The sequence below is a fragment of the bacterium genome, from assembly GCA_035380285.1.
GTDB lineage: Bacteria > Auribacterota > Erginobacteria > Erginobacterales > DAOSXE01 > DAOSXE01.
This window is the reverse complement of record DAOSXE010000013.1, coordinates 1-22,658: the sequence shown is the minus strand read 5'-3', so window position 1 is coordinate 22,658 and position 22,658 is coordinate 1. Positions and strand designations below refer to the sequence as shown.

Sequence of the window (22,658 nt, the reverse complement as noted above, 5' to 3'; positions counted from 1 at the left end):
AGAATAATATCCTTTCGCTCGGGTCGGCTTCAACCACTATAAAGCGCCCTCTTCCGGGCGCGCCAAAGGCAGTTTGCCCGTTTCCGGCCTCATCTGCTACTATCCGAAGATCATGGCGCGAAAATTTCCGTGAATACCGGTTCGACAGTGCTGGTTACCGGCGGGGGCGGCTTCATCGGCGGCCACCTGGTGGCGCGGCTGGTGCGCGACCGCCGGCGCGTCCGCTGCCTGCTCCGGCCCCTTCCGGGCCGTTCGGGGCCGGCGGGGGCGGAAACGGTCTGGGGGGACGTCACCGACCCGAAGACGCTCCCGCGAGCGGTGGCCGGGGTCGAGACCATCTTCCACCTGGCGGGGAAAACCAAGGCCCGGAGCCTGGAAGAGTTCCGGGCCACCAACCGCGACGGCACCGTCAACCTCCTGAATGCCGTCCGGGAGGAGGGGGCCCCGCTGCGCCGGTTCGTCCTGGTCAGCAGCCTGGCCGCCGCCGGACCCAGCGGGGAAGACCGGCCCCGGGAGGAGGAGGACCCCCCGGCACCGGTCAGTTTCTACGGGCGGAGCAAACTGGAGGCCGAGGAAGCGCTGATCGGGGCCGAACGGGGGTTCGGCGCCGCCATCCTCCGGCCCGCCGTGGTCTACGGACCCGGGGAGCGGGACGTCTTTCAGGTCCTGCGCTGGATCGCCCGGGGGTTCCGCCCCCAGCCCACGGGAGCGGACCGCCTCTTCAGCGCCGTCTACGTCGACGATCTGGTCGAGGCCCTGGTCGCGGCCGCCGGGGTCGGCGACGACGGGACCTGGTTCGTCTCCGACGGGAACGTCTACAGCTGGAGGCGGAGCCTCCGAGAGATCTCCCGGATCATGGGCCGCGGCGCCGTACCCCTTCCCCTTCCCCTGGGCGCCATGGCCCTCGCCGCCGCCGGAGGGCGGAAACTGCCGGGCCTGGACGGCTCCTTTTTCCTTGATAAACTCCGGGAGTTGGCCCACCCTTACTGGACTTGCTCCATCGCGCGGGCGCGGAAGGACCTGGGGTTCCATCCCCGGTTCGACCTGGGGACGGGGATGGAGGAAACGGTGGCCTGGTATCGGAACCAGGGCTGGTTGAAACCGGTTCGAACCTTAGGATAGCGAGATGTCAGACCTGTTTGCGAAATGCCATGAATTCACCCGGGCCCGGGAGGTCATGGAACAGGGCATCTACCCCTACTTCACCGAAATCGCCTCCGCTCAGGAGACGGAGGTGGAGATCGGGGGGCGGAAGGTGCTCATGCTCGGCTCCAACTGCTATCTGGGACTGACCTGCCACCCCCGGGTGATCGAAGCGGCCGAGCGGGCCCTGCACAAGTACGGGAGCGGGTGCGCCGGCTCCCGCTTCCTCAACGGGACCCTGGACATCCACCGCCACCTGGAAGAGCGCCTGGCCGCCTTCCTCAACCAGGAATCGGCCCTGGTCTACTCCACCGGGTTCCAGGCCAACCTGGGCACCATCTCGGCCCTGGTGGCCAAAAACGAATACGTTCTCATCGACCGCCTCGACCACGCCAGCATCATCGACGGAACCCGGCTGGCCTTCGGGAGCATCAAGAAGTTCCGGCACAACAACATGGAGGACCTGGAGCGGGTCCTGATCTCCTGCGGGGACGCGGGCAAGCTGATCGTGGTCGACGGAGTCTTCAGCATGGAAGGAGACATCGCCCCCCTGGACTCGATCCTGGACCTAGCCCGCGAATACGGAGCCCGGGTCCTGGTCGACGACGCCCACGCCGTCGGGGTCCTGGGCCCGGGCGGGCGGGGCACCGCCGCCTACTTCGGCCTGGAAAAGGAAATCGACCTGATCACGATCACCTTCAGCAAGTCGTTCTCCTCCATCGGCGGCGCCGCCGCCGGCAGCGAGGAGGTCATCCATTACCTCAAGCACCACGCCCGGCCCCTGATCTTCAGCGCCAGCCTCCCCCCGGCCTCGGTGGGGGCGGTAATGGCCTGCCTGGACATCATCGAGGAGGAGCCCGAGCGCCGGGCGCGGCTCTGGGAGATCACCCGCAAGATGAAGGAGGGCTTCCAGGCGCTGGGCTTCGACACCGGCCCCAGCCAGACCCCGATCATCCCCCTCTTCATCGGGGACCTGGAAAAGACGTTCCTCATGCGCAAGCTCCTGCTCGACGCCGGGATCTTCGTCAACCCGGTCATCCCCCCCGCCGTCCCCCCCGATCAGACCCTGATCCGGACCAGCTTCATGGCCACCCACACCGACGCCCAGCTCGACTTCGCCCTGGAGACCTTCGGCCGGATCGGGAAGCGCCTGGGCGTCATCTGACGGACATGGGCGCCGCGGCGATCAGCATCCGGCCGGTCGCGAGCCGGCGCGAACTGCGGGCCTTCGTCGCTCTCCCCCACCGCCTCTACTCCGGAGACCCCTGCTGGGTCCCCCCCCTGACCCGGGAGGAGATCAAGAAACTGACCCCGGGGAAGAACCCCTTCTGGGAGCACGCCGAGGGGGCGCTCTTTCTGGCCTTCCGGGGGGACGAGCCGGTAGGGAGGATCGCCGCGGTCGAGGACTTCCTCTACAACCGCTACCACGGGGAGAAGACCGGCGCTTTCGGCTTCTTCGAATCGGTCCGCGATCCGGAGACGGCGGCGGCGCTCTTCGCCGCCGCCGAGGAATGGATGAGGAACCGGGGGCTGGAACGGAGCATCGGGCCCCTCAACCCCTCGACCAACGACGTCTGCGCCCTCCTGATCGAAGGGTTCGATTCGCCTCCCCGGATCATGATGCCCTACAACCCCCCCTGGTACCGGAACCTGATCGAGGGGGCGGGCTACGCCAAGGCCAAGGACCTGCTGGCCTACGACATCCCCGTCCCCGAAAACCCCGACCGCATGAACCCGCGCCTGGGACGACTGCTCGAAGGGATCCGGCGGCGGGGAGGATCGATCCGCTACATCGACCTCAAGCGCCTGGACCGGGAGATCGCCGTCGTCCGGGAGATCTACAACTCAGCCTGGGCCGAGAACTGGGGGTTCGTGCCCCTGACCGAGGCGGAGGCGGCGCACATGGCCCGCGAACTCAAGCCCCTGGCCGAGCCCCGCCTGGCCTTTTTCGCCGAGTACGAAGGGAAACCGGCCGGGGTCTACATCGTCCTCCCGGACTACAACCAGGTTCTCAAGACCATGGGCGGGAAACTCGGCCCCGTCCAGATCCTCAAATTCCTGCTCGGGCGCCGCAAGATCTCCGCCATCAGGCTCATGATCGCCGGGATCAGGCCCGAGTACCGCAAGAAGGGGCTCGACGTCCTTCTCTTCCACGAGTCGGCGAAAAACTCCCGGGAGCTGGGCTACGTCGACTCCGAGATCTCCTGGCTGCTGGAAGACAACACCCTGGTGATCCGGGCCACCGAAGCCATGGGGGGGACCCTCTCCAAGCGCTACCGGATCTTCGCCAAGGATTCCCTCTAAAGAAAAAGGAGCTGAAACCTCAAACCGAGCAAGGAGCGTTAGGATGCGCACGACGATGGTTTTCCTCCGGGCGGCGGCGGCCGCCGCGGTCACGATACTGGCGGCGGGGGCCCGCGCCCAGGAAACGGGCACGGTGGAATCGGCCTTTCTCCAGCTCTCCCTCTTCCCCCCGGTCCAACTGGTCTCGACCCATACCCCGATCGAGGGGTTCCGGCTCGGGCTCTTCAGCATGAACACGGATATGACCGGATTCGACGCCGGGGTCCTGACCTGGACCACCGAGGACCTGACCGCCCTCCAGTTCGGCCTGGTCAACGTCGTCGAGGAGCGGGCGGTCGGGGTCCAGTTCGGGACCGTCAACATCGTGGGCAAGAAGGCGGTGGGGTGGCAGAACGGCTTCCTCAACATCGACGGAGACGGTTTCGTCGGCTTCCAGGAAGGGGCGGTCAACATCGTCGGAGGGGAAAAGGCGGTCGGAGTCCAGCTGGGAGCGGTGAACTACTCGAGCGCGGTCACCGGGCTGCAGCTGGGGCTGGTCAACATCACCCCCCAGTTGTCGGGAATACAGATCGGGGTGGTCAACATCGCCACCAACGCCGCCATCCCCGTGCTCCCCGTGGTCAACGCCTCTTTCTAGAGGCGGGGCGCCGCCCCGTCGGCGGCAGGGACTTCCAGGCGGGAGCGGAGGCGGCCGAAGATCCGGTCGAGCCGGGGCGACGGAGGCAGGGCCGCCCTGATCGACTCCAGGTACCCGCGCTCCCGGACCGCTCGGAGGGAGGGAGTGAAGTTGATCCCGTAGACCCAGCCGGCCTGGAGCAGCTTGAAATCGTTGAGGTTGGCCAGGAGCCCCGAATCCACCATCCGCTCCTCCAGCAGGGACCGGCAGACCTCGTCCGAAAACCCGGGGGTATCGGGCAGTTCCAGTTCCAGGGCCGGGTTGCGCTCCCCGGGGCCGGCCCGGTAGTAGTCGGTGACCACCCTCCAGATATCGAGCTTGTCGGCGTCGCGCAGCAGCCTGGTGAAGTACAGGCACTCCCTCCCCTCCCCCGCGGGCAGCTCGGCCCGGTTATGGTAGGAGACGCAGCGCAGAACCAGTTCGCGAAGACGCGGCGGCAAAGGGTCGAGCGCGGGCGAGGAGCGGAGGATGTCGGCTCCCAGAGCGGCGTGGTCGAGGGAACGTCGGTCGACGAAGGTGCGGAAACGGGCGTACTGCTCGAACCTGCCCACGTCGTGGACCAGGGCCAGGATCTCGGCCAGTTCCATGGCGGACGCGACCAGTCCCAGGTTCCTCCCCAGGGCCATGATCTCCGCGCGCACCCGGTAGGTGTGGCCGCGCTTCACGGCGAAGTTCCGCCTCTGGTCGTCGTCGTCCCCCGGGAACCGCATCAGATAATCCTCGAGCCAGCTCCGGCAGTGCTCCGCCGCCCGGCCCGGCGAGGGAAACGCGATCATCGCAGGAGAAGGCTCACCCGGGCCCAGAGATCGGCGATCTCCCCGGCGGCGGCGGTGCCCCCGCCGTTTTCGACCAGGGCCTCCCCCCGGACCTGGGCCTCGGTCACCGCCCGATCGTACCTCACCTTCCCCGCCACCTTCAGGCCCAACCGCGACGCCAGGGCCTCGATGGCGGCGGCCTGATCCGGGTTCAGGTCCCATTTGTTGACGCAGACCAGGGTTTCGACCCCGAAATGCCGGGTGAGCAGGGCCACCCGTTCCAGGTCGTGGGCGCCGCTCAGGGTGGGCTCGGTTACCGCCAGGACCAGGTCGGCCCCGGTGATCGAGGCGATGACCGGGCAGCCGATCCCGGGAGATCCGTCGATGATGACGGGCCCGCGGCCGAGTTCCCGGGCGATGCGTCCCGCTTCCTTGCGGACCAGGCTGACCAGCTTGCCGGAGTTCTCCTCCCCCGGTCCCAGCCGGGCGTGGACCATGGGCCCGAAACGGGTGTCGGAAACGTACCACTCCCCGTTGACGACGGGAGCGAAACGGATGGCGCCGGACGGACAGAAGCGGGCGCAGACCCCGCAACCCTCGCAGGAAAGGGGATCGACCCGGAAAACCGCCGGCGCGTCCCCCGAGCCCTCGATCGCGTCGAAGCGGCAGAGTTCCCGGCACTTGCCGCAGCCGGGGCAGGCCGCGGGGTCGATTTCGGCCCGCGAGCCACCGGAGAAATCCTCGCGGCGGCGGACGGTCGGCTTCAGGATCAGGTGCAGGTCGGAGGCGTCGACGTCGCAGTCGGCCAGCACCGCGTTGCCGGCCAAAGCCGCGAACGAGGCCGTAATCGAGGTTTTCCCCGTCCCCCCCTTGCCGCTGATGATCGCCAGTTCCTTCACGCGCCCTCCCCGCCGGGCGCAAGCGGCCCGGCCGCGGCGGCGACGGCGTCCAGGAGCGCGGCGAAGACCCCGCGGTATTCGGGAAGGCTCCCGATCGCCGTCTCTCCCCGGGAATAGGCCTCGGCCACCCGGCGGTCGTCGGGAATCTCGCCCAGGATGCCGATCCCGTTGTCCCGGCAGTAGCCGCGGGTCTCGGCGTCGGCGAACCCGGCGCGGTTGATCAGCACCCCGAAGGGGAGGCCCATGACCCGGACCGTCTCCGCCGCCAGCTTGAGGTCGTGAAGGCCGAAGGGAGTGGGTTCGGTGACCAGAAGGACGAAATCGGACCCGCGCAGGCTTTCGATCACGGGACAGGAGGTTCCCGGCGGGGCGTCGATCACCGTCAGGTCGGCGGGGGGAACGGCGGTCTTCACCGCCTTTATCAGGGAAGGAACCGCCACCTCCCCCACGTTGAGGAGGCCGTCCGCGAAGCGGATGGGGCCGGCCGCGCCGAGGCGGAGCCGCCCCCGCTCCCGGGACACCTCCCTGACGGCTCCGGTCGGGCAGACCAGGGAACACCCGCCGCAGCCATGGCAGAGTTCGGGGAAGACCAGGACTTCCGCCGCCACCTGAACGATGGCGCTGAACCTGCAGATCCGGCCGCATTCCCCGCACCCGACGCAGGCGTCACGGTCGACCACGGGGATCGGGGTCCCGATCGGCCGCTCGGTTTCGATCTCGGGTTTGAGAAAGATATGCCCGTTGGGCTCTTCCACGTCGCAATCCAGGTAGGCGACGTCGAGGCCCCGCCCCGCGGCGGCGAGCGCCAGATTGACCGCCACCGTGGTCTTGCCCGTCCCCCCCTTGCCGCTGGCGACCGCCAATTTCACGGCCGTCTCAGCTCCCGGCTCCACCCGGCGCGGGACTTTTCACAGCGAACAGCAACCCGTCGAACACGATCCGCCCGAGGACGAATTCGACGCCGGCGCGGCAGCGTTGAAGGTGGAGAGTTTCTTGAGCGGACGGCCTTCGCCGCAGGCGGGGCATCGGGGCGCGGGCGCGGAAGCGGTCCGGGACAGGTGGCTGAAGCGGTGGCGGCACTTCCTGCATTCGTACTCATAGATGGGCATGGTCGGCATCCTCGTTTCCCGGCGCCCGGTCGGAACGGACCGGCCGGCGCGGGCCGGGGAATTTCTACTGTTTTTTCTCCAAAAGAGCGATTCTTTTCTGCAGCTCCTGCAGGCGGCCGCTCAACTCGGCCGCGGCCTCGTTCAAGCGCTCCACGTCGTCCCCGCCGGCGGCGCCGGCGGCGCCGGCGGCGACGCCGAACTTGCTCTCCACGCTGGGTCCTTCCGCGGAGCGCAACCGCCCGGCGGCGAAGTCGGCGATCGCCTCCGAGACGGCGCCGCCGCAGCCCGAGATCACCTCGATGCCGGCGCCGGTCAGGACCCGGTGGGCGTTGGGCCCGCAGTTTCCGGTGAGAACCGCACCGACGTTCCTTTCGGCCATGAGCTGCGCCGATTGAATCCCGGCGCCGCCCCCCAGCGATCCGTGAGGGTTTTCCAGCGCCTCGAACTCCAGTGTTTCCGGGTCTACCACCAGGAACCAGGAGCAGCGCCCGAACCGGGGATCCACCCGGTCTTCCAGGGTCGGGCCCGTGGCCGTAATCGCGATTTTCATAACCGGTTTCCTTATCTCCTCTTTTCCGGCGGGTTCCCTTCCCTCCGGAACCGACCCGGGGAGAAAACGCTCGCCGGCGTATCCTCCCCGGATCGGCGGTTGGTTTACTCCGGGCTTTCGGGGCTCCGGGAGCCGAGTTCGTCGATACGTTTGAGGATCCCGTCCAGCGCCCCCTGAAACGCCCGGGCCTGGCTTTTCAGTGCCTCGAGCTCGTTTTCGGGAGCGGCGGGCGCTCCCCACGGGAAAAAACCCGCCCGCTGCCGGCCGGTCAAACCGGTCGCGTAATAGCGGTAACGGCGCCCCCGGCCCCCGCCGCGGCCGAAGCCGCCGGCGTATCCGGGTCCCGCTCCCCAGGCCGCAAAGCCGGGCGCGGCGTTGCCCGCGCAGAATCCGGCGGCGCGGCCCGTCATCGGTCCCATCCCATTCGGTCCTGTTCCATCTCCACCTGGCATGATGTTTACCTCCGTAGTTTACGGTCAGCGTTGCTCTCCCCGGCTTCCGGGTCCGGGCGAACGCCGCCCTCGGCCCCGTCCCGGGCCCGCTCCCGTCTTTCCCGACCCTGAACCACCTCCGGGCGCCCCGGCCGACGGCCTTCTTCCGCGGCCGCCGCAGCGCCCCCCTCCTCTCCCCGTCATCGGTCCCTCTCCCCGAGGTCCGGTTCCATCTCCCGCAGGCATGTTCGTCACCTCCTGTTCCGGTTCCAGGCAAGACCGGCGTCTCCGTTCCCCCGGGCCCGCTCCGCGGCAGCGCCCCCGAGACCGGCAACCCGGCATCAAAAACAGCTCCGGCCGCAGCCGGCCCGACGTCCACGCCGCCAGAATCTCCTCCACCTCCCCGCAGACATGGGGGATGAGGTCGATCCCCGCTTCCCGGACCGCCGCTTCCAGGAACCGGGAGATGCTGCAGCAGAGCAGCACCCCCACGTTCCCTTCGACCAAGCGCCGCACCCGCTCGAAGCCGGCGGCTTCGCCGAGCTCCAGGCGGATGCGGCCGCCGTCGGAATCGGCCACCAGGACTTCCCCGGCCACGTCGAAGACGGGCGAGACCCGGCCCTGCCATTGTGGTATCGCAACTTTCACGCCTTGAATTTAGCAAATGCCGTGCCAAACCCCGAATCCGGGAACGAGGGCGCGGAAACGGGGCCGGGGCGGTCCGCGGGACCGGCAATAGTCGGTTATTTTGCAATTATATCTCTGCTTTTTTATTGCATTTTGCATAATTACTGGGCAAGGTGAAACCAGGGTCGGAACCATGGGAACGGCAACGAGATTACGGGAGCGGGAAGCCGCCATCCTGGACTCGCTCAACGAGGGCGTGTTCACGGTGGACTTGAACTGGCGGATCACCGCCTTCAACAGCGCGGCGGAACGGATCACCGGGGTAAGCCGGGAGCAGGCGATCGGCAGTTCCTGCTCCGACGTTTTCCGAACCGATATCTGCGAGAAACACTGCGTGCTGCGCCGGACCATGGCCGACGGGAAACCGATCGTCAACGCCCCCGCCCGCATCGTCAACCAAACCGGGGAACAGATACCGATCCGGGTTTCCACCGCCCTTCTCAGAAACGACCGGGGAGAGGTGGTGGGCGGAGTGGAATCGTTTCAGGACCTGACCCAGATCGAGCGCCTCCGTAAGGAACTGACGGGGAAATACACCTTTCAGGACATCGTCGGCCGCAGCGCCGTCATGACCAGGCTCCTGGATCTGCTCCCCCAGATATCCTCGAGCAGCAGTACGGTCCTGATCGAAGGTCCCAGCGGGACAGGGAAGGAACTCTTCGCCCGTGCCATTCACGACCTCTCCCCCCGGAAGAAGAAGAAGTTCGTCGCGGTCAACTGCGCCGCCCTCCCCGACACCCTCCTGGAGAGCGAACTTTTCGGCCATCTGGCCGGCGCCTTCACCGACGCCAAGCGGGACAAACCGGGCCGCTTCGCCCTGGCCGAGGGGGGGACGATTTTCCTGGACGAGATCGGGGACGTCTCCCCGGCCCTGCAGGTCCGGCTCCTGCGGGTCCTGCAGGAACGGGTGATCGAGCCCCTGGGGGGCGTGAAACCGGTCCCGGTGGACGTGCGGGTGATCGCGGCCACCAACCGGGACCTGGACGCCCTGGTCGCGGACGGCGTGTTCCGGCAGGACCTTTTTTACCGCATCCGGGTGGTTCACCTGCGGCTCCCGGCCCTGAAGGAGCACCGGGAGGACATTCCTCTGCTGGTCGAGCACCTGGTGGCCAAGTTCAACCACCTCCAGAACCGCACGGTCGCCGGGGTCTCCGACGAAGTCATGGCCGCGCTCATGGACCACGACTACCCGGGAAACGTCCGGGAACTGGAGAACATCATCGAGCAGGGGTTCGTCCTCTGCCGGGGCGAGATCGTCGAACTCGACCACCTGCCCCCGGAACTGCGCGCCCGGAGAGGGGAAGCCCGAGCGGGGCGCCGGACGCTGAGCCTGGCGGGAATGGAGCGCGCCCTCATCTCCGAGGCGCTGGCGCGGACCGGCGGCAACCGTCGGACGGCCGCGCTCGAACTGGGAATCGATCCCAGCACCCTCTACCGTAAAATCAAGAGCCTCGGCATCCGCCCACCCGCTCGAGACGGACGGGGGCGCCGGCAGGATTGATGCAATCTGCATGATTATCCCGCGTTTCCCGCGCACCGACCGGGGCCGGAAGAACGCGGGAAAGGCGGCGTTCCCCTTGGCCGGCCGCCGGAATCCGAGCTTTTTCCCCATCCGCCGGTATTGGCATACTCCTTGCTTTAATTCAGGTGCGTACGGGGCGAACGCCCGGGAGGAAGAAGACTCATGCCCGGATTCGACGGAACGGGACCGACGGGGAAAGGACCGCTGACCGGAGGTGGAGACGGATACTGCGTCCTCAAGCTCGGCGCCGGCCCGGGGGAAAGCTCCCGCGGCCCGGCGGCCGAACTGGAAGATCGGATCCGGGAGATCGGTTTCCAGGTGCGTCTTCTCCGCGGTCGGGTAGAATACCTGGAAGATCGAAAGCGCCCGGCGGCGGGGGGCGAAACCCCGAAAGGAGAGATGCGGGATGGAAAAAGCGGAAACTGAAGACGATCTCGGACGCCAGTTGGACGAGATCGAGCTTCAAGGCCGGATGCGCCGGATCGGTCGGAAATTCCTGATCATGTCCGGCAAGGGAGGCGTGGGGAAAAGCACCTTCGCGGTCAACCTGGCCACGGCCCTGGTCCGGGAAGGGGCCAGAGTGGGGCTGCTCGACGTCGATCTGCACGGACCCAGTATCCCCGGCCTCCTGGGTTTGGAAGGGAAACGGCTGCGGCCCGACGGCTGCGGGGAGATCCGGCCCCTGCTTACCCCCGAGGGGCTGGAAGTGGTTTCCCTGGGCCTGATTCTCCAGGGGACGGGGGAAGCGGTGATCTGGCGCGGCCCCTTGAAGTACAAGGCCATTCATCAGTTTCTCAAGGACGTCGCCTGGGGTTCGCTCGATTATCTGGTCATCGATTCGCCTCCCGGCACCGGGGACGAACCCCTCTCCATCGCTCAGCTCGCCGGGCCCGGGACGGAGGCCGTCCTGGTGACCACTCCCCAGGAACGGGCGCTGGACGACGTTCGCCGGAGCGTCTCCTTCTGCCGAATGCTGCACCTGCCGGCGGCGGGGATCGTGGAAAACATGAGCGGCCTGGTCTGCCCGCACTGCGGCGTGGATATCGACCTTTTCAAGCGCGGAGGGGGAGAGAAGCTGGCGGCCGAGACCGGGGTCCCGTTTTTGGGCCGAATCCCCCTGGACGAACGGATCGTCGATTCCGGCGAGACCGGCCGTCCCTTCGTCAGCGCGCACCCCGACGGGCCGCCCGCCCGGGCCCTGCGCGCCGTCATCGCCGCCCTGACCGCCAAGCCGGCGGCCGCCCCGGAAGCGGGCGGCGCCTCAACCACCACGGAGGAACAACCATGAAAATCGCCATCCCCACCGCCGACGGGCGGCTCTGCCTGCATTTCGGCCACTGCCGGGCGTTCGCCCTGGCCGAGGTCGACCCCGAAAAGGGCACCGTTTCCGAAATCGAATACCTGACCCCGCCGGAACACGAACCGGGGGTCCTCCCCCGGTGGCTGCACGAGCAGGGGGTCGAGACGGTCCTGGCCGGGGGCATGGGCCGCACCGCTCAGATGCTTCTGAGCCGGCAAGGGATCGAGGTGGTGGTCGGGGCGCCCTCGGACGAGCCCGAGGATCTTATCCGGGCTTACCTGGCCGGTTCCCTGCAAGCGGGCGATAACGCCTGCGACCACTGATCCCGCTTACGGCCCCGGGCTCCCCCTGGTAAATTGCGGCCGGCCGGGCTACACTGGCGCCCGGACGTCGAAACCGGAGCGGGCATGGGCAGAAACGTCGTCTTCTATATATCCGGCCACGGGTTCGGGCACGCGGCCCGCTCGGCGGAGGTCATCCGCGCCCTGCGGGCGCGCGCGCCGGAGATCGCGATCGCGGTCCGCAGCTCGGCGCCGGAATGGTTCCTGCGCGAGCAGGCCGGCGAAGCCTTTTCCTACCACCGCCGGGACTGCGATCCCGGCGTCTCCCAAGCCGACAGCCTCACCATCCTCTACCGCCGGACCCTCGAGCGGCTGGCGGGCTTCCTGGAGAAGGCCCCGGCCCTGATCGAAGAGGAGGCCGCCTTCGTCCGCGAGTTCGGGGTGGGGGCCGTGGTCGGGGACATCCCCCATGTGGCCTTCGAGATAGCCGAGCGCGCCGGAGTCCCCTCGCTGGCGCTGGCCAACTTCTCCTGGGACTGGATCTACGAACCCTACCTGGAGCGCCTGGGCGGCCGGGGCGGAGAACTGGAGACGATCCGGGCCGGGTACGGCAAGGCCGGAATGCTCCTTCGCCTCCCCTTCTCCCGGGGGCTGGAGGCGTTTCCCCGGCAGGAGCCGATCCCCCTGATCGGCCGGCATTCGCGGTTCGACCGCCCCGGGGCCCGGAAAGCGCTGGGGATCGACCCCGGGGCCCCGGTGGTCCTCCTTTCTTTCGGGGGGTTCAGCCTCGACGAAGCCTTCTACCGAGCCATGAGCGCCGACCGGGGCCTGGTCTGGCTGGCCAGCGAGCGGGTCGGGGCCGGGGTCCCGGGAATCCGCAACGTTTCCCGGGAGGAGTTGAAGGCGCGCGGTCTCGGCTACCCCGACCTGGTCCGCGCCGCCGACGTCGTCGCCACCAAGCCCGGCTACGGCATCCTTTCGGAATGCATCGCCAACCGGACCCGGATGCTCTACACCGACCGCGGGGAATTCCGGGAATACCCGGTGCTGGTCGAGGGGGCCCGGGCCTCCCTCCCCTGCCGCCACATCGGGGTGGACGATCTGCGCGCCGGAAAACTGGGCGCGGCCGCCCGGGACCTGCTCGCCCAGCCGGACGACTTCGCCGACGTTCCCCTGAACGGGGCCGAGGTCGCCGCCGCGCGGATACTGGCGCGGGGCGCATAGGGGGAGGGTTCGGGGGAGAGAAGCAGAGAGCATGGAGCAGAGAGCATAGGGAAAACCCCTCCGTGAACTTTGTGGTTAATCCCCTCCGCGGACGGCGCGCACGTAGAAGATGGGCCCGAAGTCATTTTTTCCCAAAGGCCCGATATCGCCATCACTGAAGTTAACGTACCAGGCGCTGCCGGTGAAACCGGCATGGGTGGTGGACGAGACGTACCGGTTGCTCTTGGTGTTGATGAAGATCGTGGTGCTGATTTTCGGGGTAGTCGAGGAGTAATTGACCAAGGAATGCAATTCCCGGACATTGGGGAGGCGCCAGTCGTTGTACCCGGCGAAGGTGAGGCCGTTGCAGTAATCCAGCGCTTCCACCCAAGTCGCCGTCTGACCGTTAAAGCAGCCGACGCCGTCGCCGTCGGTGGGCCACATCAGGCCGGTGACGACATCGGTGACGGTGCCGTTGCCGTGATCGACGTAATGAAAAGACGTCCCCGTCCGGTAGGAACCGTCGTCTCCCGTATGGTCGATCCGGGTCATACCGGTCTTGAGAAGCCCTCCCCCAGGGCCGGCGCCGTGGGCGATGTCGGGGGCGAGGGCCCGGTCGCCGGTGCGTCCGAAGTAAAACCGGGTGATGCCGCGGGCGGCCCAGAGCCCCGAGCTTTCCCGGAATATGGCGGGATCTTCGGTCCCGTCGCCGTCGTAATCCCCCGCCTTCGGCTTGTCGGCGGCAGTACCGAAATAGATCCGGGTGACGGCGCCGGGCACAGCCCACAACCCGCTGGAAGGCCGGAAGATGACCGGAAGGTCGTATCCGGCCCCGCTGTAATCGGCCGGTTCCGGTATGTCCCCGGAAGCGCCGAAATAGATCCGGGTCAGGCCCCGGACCGCCCAGAGGCCGTTGGAGGGGCGGAAGAGGGCGATCTCGCCGGTGCCGTCGCCGTCAAAATCGGCGGCCGGCACGGAGGGGATGAACGAGAAGGCAAGAACGATCGTTATCCCGATTGCCGCTATTTTCATTTCAAGGCTCCTGGGTGTTAGATGCCGCCGCGAACGGGACGGACATAAAGGCCGTACACGGTTTTATTCCAGACGTGCAAATCACCGTCGTAAAAATGCACGCTCCAGGCGCTGGTCCCGCTGTCATCCGGAGTAGAGGTCCAGTGGTAGCCGACTATGGTGTTGATAAATATGCCGGTGTCCAGGCAGGGAGTGGTTCTACCGTAGTCGGCAAGGGAGAGGAGTTCGCGGACGTTGGGGAGGCGCCAGTCGTTGTGCTCGGCGAAGGTGAGGGTATTACAGTAATCCAGAGCTTCCGCCCAGGTGGCGGTCTGGCCGTTGAAACAGCCCGCTCCGGTCCCGTCCGTAGGCCACATCAGTCCGGTCACGTTGTCGGTGACCGTCCCGTCCCCGTGGTCGGTATAGAAAAATCTTCTTCCCGCCTGATAGGCGCCGTCGTCGCCTGAATAATATATTGTCGTCTGACCGGTCCGGAGAAGGCCGCTGGTCCGCAATTCGCCATACGCGACATCGGGGGCCAGGGCCTTGTCGCCGGCGGCACCGAAGTAAAAACGCGTGATCCCCCGGGCCGCCCAGAGGCCGGCGTCTTCCCGGAAGATCCCGATGTCCTCCGTTCCGTCCCCGTTGTAATCGCCGGGTTTGGGCTTGTCGCCGGAAGCTCCGAAGTAAACCCGGGTCACCCCCCGGACCGCCCAAAGGCCGGCCGTTGCCCGGAATACGGCCGGGGTGTCGGTCCCGTTGCCGGAATAGTCGCCGGGCTTGGGGAGATCTCCCGCCCCTCCGAAATAAAACTGGGTCACCCCCCGCACCCCCCAGAGGCCCGAGGAATCGCGGAAGATGGCCACGTCTCCCGTGCCGTCCCCGTTGAAATCCTCGGCCGAGGCTATCCCTGCCGCCAGGGCCAGTGCCGCCGGTACGATCGAACGGAGATATCTCATGATTCGCCTCCCAGGGGGTACAACTATGCCTTTACTTGATTTTATCACAGAACCAACCCCGAGATACTTCAGGAGTCGGAACCCAGTATTCAGTAGCCCCCACCCCATCCCCTGAACCTTTGTCACATATAAGCATGTGATACATGTAGAGGAAAGGGGGGGGTCAGGGTTCAGGCCCCCCACCACGGCCCCAGGAGAATTTTGCACCTGATTTCTCTGATTAACTCTGATTGGGGGAAGGATGAGAGGGTTCAGGGTTCAGGGTTCAGGTCCTCCGCCTGGACCCCCCTCAATGAGTCCACAGACCTGCCTGCCGGCAGGCAGGTTTACACAGATAGGGGGACTGAAATTACACAGGTTGAAAAATAGTAGGGTATTCCCACTGTTCGCCGCCGGGCATTTTCAGCCCGTCATCAAACCTTTAAAATATCCTTGTGCCTCTTGCGCCTCTTGTGGCCAACCCTTTCCCCGCTTGTGCCTTTTGTGGCTAATCCTCCCCTCTGCCCCTGCATGTCTACATGGTGAATTCCTTTCTCCGTGAACAAACCGGGGGGGGGGCGCGTCTAAGTAGTGCCGTTCGTTCTTCATGCGCACGCCCGCCAGCGGGCAAAGGAGGGAACCCATGAGAACCCGGCTCGCCGTTTTCGCCCTCGCGGGCGCACTTTTCGCCGGCTGCAGCAACCTCTCGGAGGACAAAAACAAACAGGACTCGAAGGCGGCCGCCGACGAACCCGATCTGGGATTGATGCTACTGACCGAGTCCGCGCCCATGATGGCGGTGGCGCCCGTTCCCTTCAGGGGCGGCCGGGACGATTTCAACACCGAGGAGTACGGGCGGATCGAGGACACCGGTTTCCATACCGCCGTGGCCGACCCCCTCTCCACCTTCTCCATCGACGTCGACACCGCTTCCTACAGCAACACCCGCCGGTTCATCGGAGACTCGCAGCTCCCGCCCCCGGACGCGGTCCGGATCGAGGAGTTCATCAACTACTTCACCTACGACTATCCGGCGCCCGAGGGCACCGACCCCTTCTCGGTGACCACGGAACTGTCGGGCTGCCCCTGGAACCGGGGGCACCTGCTGGCCCTGATCGGAATCCAGGGGAAGAAGGTGGAAACGGCGGACCTCCCCGACAGCAACCTGGTCTTTCTCCTCGACGTCTCCGGCTCGATGGACGAACCCGACAAGCTCCCCCTCCTGAAGAAAGCCTTCCGCCTCCTGGTCGACCAGCTCGGACCCCGGGACCGGGTGGCGATCGTGGTCTACGCCGGAGCGGCGGGAACGGTGCTGCCCTCGACCGCGGGCGACAAGAAGGAACGCATCCTCGACGCCATCGACCAGCTCGACGCCGGCGGGTCGACCGCGGGGGGCGAAGGCATCAAGCTGGCCTACCGCACCGCCCGGGACAACTTCATCGAGGGGGGGAACAACCGGGTGATCCTGGCCACCGACGGCGACTTCAACGTGGGGGTCTCCAGCGACGGGGAACTGGTCCGCCTGATCGAAGACGAGCGCCGGGGCGGGATCTTCCTCACCGTGCTCGGGTTCGGTACCGGCAACCTCAAGGATTCCAAGATGGAGGCCCTGGCCGACAAGGGCAACGGCAACTACGCCTACATCGACGGGGTCCTGGAAGCCAAGAAGGTTCTGGTCAACCAGTTGGGGGGAACGCTCCTGACCATCGCCAAGGACGTCAAGATCCAGGTCGAGTTCAACCCGGCCCTGGTCAAGGGCTACCGCCTGATCGGCTACGTCAACCGTAAACTCGACAACGAGGATTTCGCCGACGACCGCAAGGACGCGGGCGAACTGGGGGCCGGACATTCCGTAACCGCCCTCTACGAGATCATCCCCGCCGGGTCCGAGGAGACCGTCCCCGACGCCGGCGGGCTCAAGTACCAGAACGTCGGGATCTCCCCGGCGGGCCTGGAGAGCGGGGAGTGGATGACGGTGAAGCTCCGCTACAAGGAGCCCCAGGGGGAAGAGAGCATCCTCATCACCCGGACGGTGGAAGGGACCCCCGAACCCCTGGAAGCGTCCTCGGAGAACTTCCGCTTCGCCGCCGCCGTGGCCGAATTCGGACTGCTCCTGCGCGGCTCCGAATACAAAGGGGACGCTTCCTACCCCCAGGTCCTGGAACTGGCCCGGGGAGCGAAGGGGACCGACGCCGAAGGCTACCGGTCCGAGTTCATCCGCCTGGCCGAGACCGCGGAAATCCTCAGCCGGAACGACGCCCGGGACTCCGGGGGCAAGAAACCGGAGTCTCCGGCGGACTGAACGGCTCGGCGGTGGTAAACTGGTCCCGGGGCCGGCCGGGCCGGCTCCGGAGGAGGATATGAAAGAGCCCTGCCTCCTGGAAGCGTACCCCGCGCGGGACCAGGCCGACCGGCCCTTCCGGGTCATGGCCCGGGGGCTGAAACCCGGTTCCCGGGCCACCGTCCGGGCCCGAACCGTCGACGAAGGCGGCCGGGAATGGGAGACCGCCGGGGTCTTCCGGGCCGACGCCGGGGGCGACGTCGACCTCTCCCTCCAGGCCCCGGAATCGGGAGGATGGAGCGTTCCCGACCCCGGCGGACTCCTCTGGTCCCTGCGCCCCGCCCGCGGGCGGGGCCCGGTTCCCCTCTTCCGCAAGAACGGCCTGGAGCCGGTCCGGATCGACCTGTCCCTGGAGACGGACGGGCAGACCGCGGCGGCCGCCGGCCTCGAACGCCGCTTTCTCCCCCCGGGGGGAGAGGTGGTTCGGGAACCGGTCGACGAAAACGGGGTGACGGGCGTCTTCTTCCACCCGGCCGGGGGCGGCCCACGGCCGGTGGTGGTCTGCCTGAGCGGTTCGGGAGGGGGAGTGAGCGAACCCCGGGCGGCGCTCCTGGCGGCGCGCGGCTACGCCGCCCTGGCCCTGGCCTATTTCGGCTCGGGCTCCCTCCCCCGGTCCCTCAGCGAAATTCCCCTGGAGTTCTTCGACCGGGCCCGGACGTGGCTGGCGGCCCATCCCGCCGCCGACGACCGGCGGCTGGCTCTCTACGGGTTCTCCAAGGGCGGGGAACTGGCGCTGCTGCTGGCTTCCTTCCGCCCCGAGGTCAGGGCCGTGGCCTCATTTTCCGGGAGTTCCCGGGTCTGGCAGGGCCTGAAATTCGGCCGGCCGGCTTCCTCCTGGACCCGGGGCGGCGCGCCGGTGCCGTTTCTTCCCTTCCGGCTCCCGGCCGGCGACATCGCCCGCCTCCTGCTCGGGCGCCCAGTGGCGTTCGAGCGGGGCTACTCCCGGGGACTGGCCGCGGCGCCGCCGGGAGCCGCCGCCATCGCGGCGGGGAGGATCCGGGGAGCGGTGCTGGCGGTGGCCGGAACCGGGGACCGGGTCTGGCCCGCCGCCGACTTCGCTCGGGAGCTGGAGGCCGACCGGAAGATAGCGGGCACGGGGTGCCGGCTCCTGGTGGAGGACGCCGGCCACCTGGTGGCCCTGCCCTACCTGCCCCCGGCCCAGATCTGCCGCAACCTGATCTTTTCCCGGGCGCCGTTCGAAGCCGACGGCCGCGCCGGAGCCCGCGCCTGGGAAGCGCTGGTCGCGTTCCTGGACGAGACCCTCTGACCGAACCCCGCCGACGGCGGGCTCAGCGCAGGTCCAGGGGGGAGATGTACTCCCCCAGGCGTCGCCGGGCCTCGTCCAGCCGGGCCTGCTGTTCCTCGAAGACCGAGAAAAGAACGTCGGGGGTGTTGGGGACCTGGGCATAGTAAAGGTGCGCGATCCGCTCCAGCTTGGCCAGGTTCTCCGGAATCCGGATGGTGAACTGGCGGACGTAATCTTCCCGGGAATAGTCCTTGCCGAGGACCTCCTGGAAGAGACGCTGAAGGTCGAGGTAACGGGGTATGAACCCGGTGGGGGATTCGATCATGGCGACGTCGTTGTGGACGGCCGACTCGGCCCATTTCAGCCAGACCCGCTTGTCCTCGATGGCGTTGAGGAACTTCCCGTCGGCGCCCCTCAGGAAGTAGTTGACCCCGAAAATCGCGGGGGGTACTTCCAGCCGTTTCCCGAACGCCAGGTAGTTGCGGATGTACTGCCCCAGGGGAATGGAGAGGAAGTCCAGGTTGGACATGATGTTGAACTTTCTCACCCCCTCCTGCCCCAAGGTGGCGGCGGTGGTTTCGGATTCCAGGGACGCCCCCATGGTCAGGACTCCGTGCGCCCAGTCGAAGGCTTTCTGTACGGGGACACTGGTATCGGAATCCCGGCCGCCGAAGAGGATCCCGCTGAGGGGGACGCCCTCGGGGTCGTCGGCGCGGCCGTCGAGGTTCCCCAGCCGGGCGAGGCTGATGGTGTAGCGGGCGTTCTTGTGGGAGTGGGAGACGGCGTTGCCGGACTTGTCCTTCTTCCCCCGGTACCACTCCCCGCTGTAGTTGACCCCCTCCTCGGGAACGTCGCGGCCGTCTCCAAGCCAGTAGGGGACGTCGCCGGCGACGAGGACGTTGCTGAAGATAACCTCGCCGGGAGTGGTCAGCGCGTTCCAGATGACCGGGTCGTCCTTGGGGTTGACGTCCTGGATGATCCCGAAGATCCCGGCCTCGACGTTGGCGGCCCGGCAGACCCCCGATTTTTCCCGGAGGTAGGCGATGTCGTCCCCGACGATGCCCTCGCCCGCGCACATGGCGGTCGAGGTCTTGCCGCAGGCCGAAGGGAAGGCCCCGGAAAAATACGTGACCCGTCCCCCGGGCCCGTGGACGCCCATCAGGAGCATATGCTCGGCCAGCCACGCTTCCCGCGAGGCCTTGCGGATGGCCAGGCGCAGGGCCAGCTTCTTCAGGCCGACGGTGTTGCCCGCGTACTGGGTGTTGGTGCTGAAGACGATGTTTTCCTTGAGGTCGATATAGACCCGGCGCTGGTCGATGTTCTTGCTGACGTTCCCCTCCAGCTCGCCGGCGGAATGGACGTAGCGGAAAAAGTCGCGGGAATCGCCGATGCTCCGGAAATACTCGTAACCGGGCCGGTAGAGTATGTACTCGGAATGAGCGACGTAGGCGGAATCGGTGATCTGGACGCAGGGGGTGGAGAAATCGGAGAAGGTCGGCCCCAGGCAGAAGAACAGGACGTACATCTGCTTGCCGGCCATAATCCCCCGGAGCAGACCCTCCATCTCCTGGAACCCCTTCTTTTCGTCGATGCTGTTGATCCGCGGACCCAGGTCCATCTCGGGGGGGAGCAGATACTTGGTCTGGGCCTTGTCCCGGGCCTGGTCGAAATACCCGTCGAAGTGGATGGTGTGCCCTTCCATGGCCAGGGCCGTCTCTTCCCCCAACTCCAAAGCCCGGGAGCGGATGTAGGCGATGCTTTCGGGAGAATCGTCGCAGACGCGGATGGAGTCGGGGTCGCAGACTTCGGCGTAGTGGGCGACGAACTCGTGCAGCTTGCGGTTCTCCAGGGCCAGCAGCCGACGCAGACTGTCCCCGTCGCATTTTTCTTTCAATACGGAATGAACGGAGCTCATGGTTTTCCTCCTCGCGATCCTCGTTTCAGCCCCGGGCCCTGCGGCCCCGGAGACCGGGATTATCCGGATCAGGGGCATGTCGCGCAATAAAATTCGGGAGTTTTTATTCCGCCGCAGTCTTAAATCTGCGAAACTTACGTGATATGAAGAGGATCCGTCCGTCAAGAATATCGGTGGCGGTGCTGGCGGTACTGGCCGCAGCCGGGGGGGGCCGTACGGCGCGCGCCGGCGACGACCTTTACATGCGGGCCTGGTATATCCAGTACGTGCCCGAGGGAGAGTCCGCGCTCTACGGGGACTGCGCCTTCTACGAATTCCCCGGAGAAGACGGCATCCTCGACACCGAGGACGACCGCAACCTGCTCATGGACGGCGGGCGCTCCGGCTTCGCCTACGACGTCCTGCTCCCCTTTCTGCGCGAGCGGATCGGCACGGACGGGATCGTCTGGAACATGTCGGTCTCCTCCCCCGGGGCCGACCACTACGGGGGGTTGCAGGCCGTGGCCGACAACTTCCCCGTGGCCAGCTACTTCGAAAACACGATCTGGCCCGAGGGCGACAAACCCGATTACGACACCCTGATCGCGACCCTCGAGGCCAAGGGAACCGACATCTACACCTACGACGCCGGCGACTGGCTGAGCGGGACCGAAACCACGGTCGGCGACGGCTGGGACCCCCGCATCGGCGCCCGGGTGCTCTGCGCCAACTCCGACGAACCCTGGGACGGGGCCGACGACAACTACTGGGCCGGGGTGATCCAGATCCGCTGCGGCCAGAGCGTCTTCCTCACCGGGGGCGACGCCGACGGCAACCACCAGGAGTACTGGCTGGTCAACGAGACCGCCCCCCACAGCTACGCGGGGGCGAGCGCCGAGCTGGCCGACACCGACGTCTACAAGTTCCACCACCACGGGAGCAAGTACTCCAGCTACCAGGACTTCATGGATATCGTCTCGCCCCGGTACGGAGTGGTCCCGGTCGCCTACGGCTACGGAGCCGGGTCCCACAGCCACCCCACCCGGGAGGCCCTGGACCGGGTCTGGTCGGCCGGGGGCGTGGTCTACCGCGTCGACCTGGACGGGACCGTCCTGGTCAAATGCGACGACAGGGGCAACTTCGACATCACCCGTTCCCGCGCCTACGTCGACGAGACCGAGACCCCCGGCGGCTCCAGCGACATGGTCTACCCCCCCCCGGCCGTGCCCGCCGGGCTCGAGGTCGAATCGGTCGGAGACGAAACCGTTACCCTGATCTGGGAAGAGGACACTTCCGTCTACTCCTACGACGTCTTCCGTTCCGACGTCTCCGGCGGCGACTCCGGCGCCGGGCTGCACGCCAACCCCGGCTGCGAAGCCACCGGGATTTACGAAAAAGTCAACCCGGGCCTGGTCACCGAACCCGGCTTCACCGACACCGGCCTGACTCCGGGCCGGACCTACTACTACCGGGTGGCCTGCCGCCAGATCTACACGGAGTCCTACTATCAGACCTGCTACGAGAGCCGCTACTCCAACGAGGTCTCCGCCCTGACCACGGGGGGGAAGACCCCCTCCCCCACCCCTTACGGCTACAAAACGCCCTCGCCCACCCCTTCCGCCACTCCCTCCACATCCCCCACGCCCACCACCACCCCCACCGTCACCCCCACCCCCAGCGCCACTCCGACCACGACCCCGAGCGCCACCCCCAGCCCCTCTCCCACCGCCCGCCTGGGAGCCGTGGTCATCAACGAGATCCTGGCCGACCCCCCCTACTGGGGAGCCGGCGACGCCAACCGGGACGGAGAGGTTTCCTCCTGGCAGGACGAATTCGTCGAACTGGTCAACCGGACCGGCCTGCCCGTGGAATTGGGCGGGGCGACCATCAGCGACAACGCCAGCGAACGCTTCACCTTCCCCGATGGGTTCAGCCTGGAAGCGGGGGCGGCGGTGGTGGTCTTCGGGGGAGGCACCCCCACCGGTGCTTTCGGCGAAGCCACGGTCTTCACGGTCGGCACGGAGTACGGCCTCTGGCTCACCAACGGGGGAGACACCGTCATCCTCGAACTGGACGGCGAGGTCCTCGACTCCGTGACCTACGGAGAGGAAGGCGGCATGGACCAGTCCCTAACCCGTTGCCCGGACGAAGACGGGGGTTTCCTGCTCCACACCCTGGCCGCCGGCGACGAGGATTCCCTGTATTCGCCCGGCACCAGGATCGACGGCTCACCCTTCGTCTACGTTCCCACTCCCACCGTCACCCCCTCGCCCATCAGCCCCCCCCCCTCCCCGTACGGCTACGAAACGCCCAGCCCCAGCCCCAGCCTCACGCCTTCCCCCTCCGCCACCCCCACCCCGAGCCCGAC

At 67.1% G+C, this 22,658-nt stretch carries 22 protein-coding genes; 12 read left to right on the top strand and 10 right to left on the bottom strand.

The window, feature by feature from the left end; genetic code table 11:
* Nucleotides 1-129: 129 nt before the first annotated feature.
* The 4 genes from PLZ73_06430 to PLZ73_06415 are packed head-to-tail and all read left to right on the top strand — an operon-like array spanning nt 130 to nt 4,084.
* Complete coding sequence (locus PLZ73_06430; GenBank protein HOO77509.1) at nt 130-1,122, top strand: NAD-dependent epimerase/dehydratase family protein; 993 nt, start codon at nt 130-132, stop codon at nt 1,120-1,122.
* A 4-nt stretch (nt 1,123-1,126) separates the two neighbouring features.
* Nucleotides 1,127-2,308, top strand: a complete 1,182-nt coding sequence (locus PLZ73_06425; protein HOO77508.1) for an aminotransferase class I/II-fold pyridoxal phosphate-dependent enzyme — start codon at nt 1,127-1,129, stop codon at nt 2,306-2,308.
* 5 nt (nt 2,309-2,313) lie between these two features.
* Nucleotides 2,314-3,447 carry an N-acetyltransferase gene (locus PLZ73_06420; GenBank protein HOO77507.1) on the top strand — a complete coding sequence of 378 codons (1,134 nt, stop codon included), beginning with the start codon at nt 2,314-2,316 and terminating at the stop codon, nt 3,445-3,447.
* A gap of 43 nt (nt 3,448-3,490) precedes the next feature.
* A complete protein-coding gene (locus PLZ73_06415) occupies nt 3,491-4,084 on the top strand; it encodes a hypothetical protein (protein HOO77506.1) in 594 nt (197 codons plus the stop codon).
* Here the strand turns inward: PLZ73_06415 and PLZ73_06410 are convergent.
* The 7 genes from PLZ73_06410 to PLZ73_06380 form a co-directional block, all read right to left on the bottom strand.
* Nucleotides 4,081-4,899 carry an HD domain-containing protein gene (locus PLZ73_06410; GenBank protein HOO77505.1) on the bottom strand — a complete coding sequence of 273 codons (819 nt, stop codon included), beginning with the start codon at nt 4,897-4,899 and terminating at the stop codon, nt 4,081-4,083. The two genes, PLZ73_06415 and PLZ73_06410, sit on opposite strands and share 4 nt — an antisense overlap.
* Nucleotides 4,896-5,777: an ATP-binding protein gene (locus tag PLZ73_06405; GenBank protein ID HOO77504.1), complete on the bottom strand. Its 882-nt coding sequence runs from the start codon at nt 5,775-5,777 to the stop codon at nt 4,896-4,898. Before PLZ73_06405 ends, PLZ73_06410 begins: the two co-directional genes overlap by 4 nt.
* Nucleotides 5,774-6,646 carry an ATP-binding protein gene (locus tag PLZ73_06400; protein HOO77503.1) on the bottom strand — a complete coding sequence of 291 codons (873 nt, stop codon included), beginning with the start codon at nt 6,644-6,646 and terminating at the stop codon, nt 5,774-5,776. Before PLZ73_06400 ends, PLZ73_06405 begins: the two co-directional genes overlap by 4 nt.
* A gap of 39 nt (nt 6,647-6,685) precedes the next feature.
* Nucleotides 6,686-6,886, bottom strand: a complete 201-nt coding sequence (locus tag PLZ73_06395) for a zinc ribbon domain-containing protein (GenBank protein ID HOO77502.1) — start codon at nt 6,884-6,886, stop codon at nt 6,686-6,688.
* 64 nt (nt 6,887-6,950) lie between these two features.
* Nucleotides 6,951-7,436, bottom strand: coding sequence for a NifB/NifX family molybdenum-iron cluster-binding protein (locus PLZ73_06390; protein ID HOO77501.1), 486 nt, complete (start codon nt 7,434-7,436; stop codon nt 6,951-6,953).
* A gap of 104 nt (nt 7,437-7,540) precedes the next feature.
* The gene (locus PLZ73_06385) at nt 7,541-7,888 is read right to left on the bottom strand and encodes a DUF5320 domain-containing protein (GenBank protein ID HOO77500.1); all 348 of its coding nucleotides are present in this window, start codon (nt 7,886-7,888) and stop codon (nt 7,541-7,543) included.
* A gap of 24 nt (nt 7,889-7,912) precedes the next feature.
* Nucleotides 7,913-8,515, bottom strand: a complete 603-nt coding sequence (locus tag PLZ73_06380; protein ID HOO77499.1) for a DUF5320 family protein — start codon at nt 8,513-8,515, stop codon at nt 7,913-7,915.
* Nucleotides 8,516-8,687: 172 nt separating this feature from the next.
* Between PLZ73_06380 and PLZ73_06375 the strand changes: the two genes are divergently transcribed.
* From PLZ73_06375 to PLZ73_06355, 5 genes are all read left to right on the top strand, one after another.
* Nucleotides 8,688-10,055, top strand: coding sequence for a sigma 54-interacting transcriptional regulator (locus PLZ73_06375; GenBank protein ID HOO77498.1), 1,368 nt, complete (start codon nt 8,688-8,690; stop codon nt 10,053-10,055).
* Between the two features lie 183 nt (nt 10,056-10,238).
* Nucleotides 10,239-10,502 (top strand): DUF5320 domain-containing protein, encoded by a 264-nt coding sequence (locus PLZ73_06370; protein HOO77497.1) that lies wholly within the window; start codon nt 10,239-10,241, stop codon nt 10,500-10,502.
* Nucleotides 10,483-11,364, top strand: a complete 882-nt coding sequence (locus PLZ73_06365; protein ID HOO77496.1) for an Mrp/NBP35 family ATP-binding protein — start codon at nt 10,483-10,485, stop codon at nt 11,362-11,364. The genes PLZ73_06370 and PLZ73_06365 overlap by 20 nt, the downstream gene beginning before the upstream one ends.
* Nucleotides 11,361-11,699, top strand: coding sequence for a NifB/NifX family molybdenum-iron cluster-binding protein (locus tag PLZ73_06360; protein ID HOO77495.1), 339 nt, complete (start codon nt 11,361-11,363; stop codon nt 11,697-11,699). The genes PLZ73_06365 and PLZ73_06360 overlap by 4 nt, the downstream gene beginning before the upstream one ends.
* Nucleotides 11,700-11,783: 84 nt before the next feature.
* The gene (locus PLZ73_06355) at nt 11,784-12,881 is read left to right on the top strand and encodes a hypothetical protein (protein HOO77494.1); all 1,098 of its coding nucleotides are present in this window, start codon (nt 11,784-11,786) and stop codon (nt 12,879-12,881) included.
* Nucleotides 12,882-12,956: 75 nt separating this feature from the next.
* Here PLZ73_06355 and PLZ73_06350 read toward each other — a convergent pair whose 3' ends face one another.
* The gene (locus tag PLZ73_06350; GenBank protein ID HOO77493.1) at nt 12,957-13,892 is read right to left on the bottom strand and encodes a DUF1566 domain-containing protein; all 936 of its coding nucleotides are present in this window, start codon (nt 13,890-13,892) and stop codon (nt 12,957-12,959) included.
* A gap of 17 nt (nt 13,893-13,909) precedes the next feature.
* Entirely contained in the window at nt 13,910-14,830 is a 921-nt protein-coding gene (locus tag PLZ73_06345) for a DUF1566 domain-containing protein (GenBank protein ID HOO77492.1), read from the bottom strand.
* 622 nt (nt 14,831-15,452) lie between these two features.
* On the opposite strand from PLZ73_06345, the gene PLZ73_06340 reads away from it, so the two are divergent.
* Both PLZ73_06340 and PLZ73_06335 read left to right on the top strand, forming a co-directional pair.
* Entirely contained in the window at nt 15,453-17,111 is a 1,659-nt protein-coding gene (locus PLZ73_06340; protein ID HOO77491.1) for a VWA domain-containing protein, read from the top strand.
* Nucleotides 17,112-17,169: 58 nt separating this feature from the next.
* The gene (locus tag PLZ73_06335; protein HOO77490.1) at nt 17,170-18,417 is read left to right on the top strand and encodes an acyl-CoA thioester hydrolase/BAAT C-terminal domain-containing protein; all 1,248 of its coding nucleotides are present in this window, start codon (nt 17,170-17,172) and stop codon (nt 18,415-18,417) included.
* A 22-nt stretch (nt 18,418-18,439) separates the two neighbouring features.
* On the opposite strand, the gene PLZ73_06330 is transcribed toward PLZ73_06335, so the two are convergent.
* Entirely contained in the window at nt 18,440-20,311 is a 1,872-nt protein-coding gene (locus tag PLZ73_06330; GenBank protein ID HOO77489.1) for a phosphoenolpyruvate carboxykinase (GTP), read from the bottom strand.
* 143 nt (nt 20,312-20,454) lie between these two features.
* Between PLZ73_06330 and PLZ73_06325 the strand changes: the two genes are divergently transcribed.
* Nucleotides 20,455-22,658: lamin tail domain-containing protein (locus PLZ73_06325; protein HOO77488.1), on the top strand; the 2,204-nt coding region annotated here is incomplete at its 3' end.

Coding starts and splice junctions, on each gene's coding strand:
- PLZ73_06340 (HOO77491.1), top strand. CDS start 15,453: ATGAGAACCCGGCTCGCCGTTTTCGCCCTCGCGGGCGCACTTTTCGCC.
- PLZ73_06335 (HOO77490.1), top strand. CDS start 17,170: ATGAAAGAGCCCTGCCTCCTGGAAGCGTACCCCGCGCGGGACCAGGCC.
- PLZ73_06375 (HOO77498.1), top strand. CDS start 8,688: ATGGGAACGGCAACGAGATTACGGGAGCGGGAAGCCGCCATCCTGGAC.
- PLZ73_06415 (HOO77506.1), top strand. CDS start 3,491: ATGCGCACGACGATGGTTTTCCTCCGGGCGGCGGCGGCCGCCGCGGTC.
- PLZ73_06420 (HOO77507.1), top strand. CDS start 2,314: ATGGGCGCCGCGGCGATCAGCATCCGGCCGGTCGCGAGCCGGCGCGAA.
- PLZ73_06355 (HOO77494.1), top strand. CDS start 11,784: ATGGGCAGAAACGTCGTCTTCTATATATCCGGCCACGGGTTCGGGCAC.
- PLZ73_06345 (HOO77492.1), bottom strand. CDS start 14,830: ATGAGATATCTCCGTTCGATCGTACCGGCGGCACTGGCCCTGGCGGCA.
- PLZ73_06385 (HOO77500.1), bottom strand. CDS start 7,888: ATGCCAGGTGGAGATGGAACAGGACCGAATGGGATGGGACCGATGACG.
- PLZ73_06390 (HOO77501.1), bottom strand. CDS start 7,436: ATGAAAATCGCGATTACGGCCACGGGCCCGACCCTGGAAGACCGGGTG.
- PLZ73_06370 (HOO77497.1), top strand. CDS start 10,239: ATGCCCGGATTCGACGGAACGGGACCGACGGGGAAAGGACCGCTGACC.
- PLZ73_06425 (HOO77508.1), top strand. CDS start 1,127: ATGTCAGACCTGTTTGCGAAATGCCATGAATTCACCCGGGCCCGGGAG.
- PLZ73_06365 (HOO77496.1), top strand. CDS start 10,483: ATGGAAAAAGCGGAAACTGAAGACGATCTCGGACGCCAGTTGGACGAG.
- PLZ73_06330 (HOO77489.1), bottom strand. CDS start 20,311: ATGAGCTCCGTTCATTCCGTATTGAAAGAAAAATGCGACGGGGACAGT.
- PLZ73_06360 (HOO77495.1), top strand. CDS start 11,361: ATGAAAATCGCCATCCCCACCGCCGACGGGCGGCTCTGCCTGCATTTC.
- PLZ73_06350 (HOO77493.1), bottom strand. CDS start 13,892: ATGAAAATAGCGGCAATCGGGATAACGATCGTTCTTGCCTTCTCGTTC.
- PLZ73_06395 (HOO77502.1), bottom strand. CDS start 6,886: ATGCCCATCTATGAGTACGAATGCAGGAAGTGCCGCCACCGCTTCAGC.
- PLZ73_06410 (HOO77505.1), bottom strand. CDS start 4,899: ATGATCGCGTTTCCCTCGCCGGGCCGGGCGGCGGAGCACTGCCGGAGC.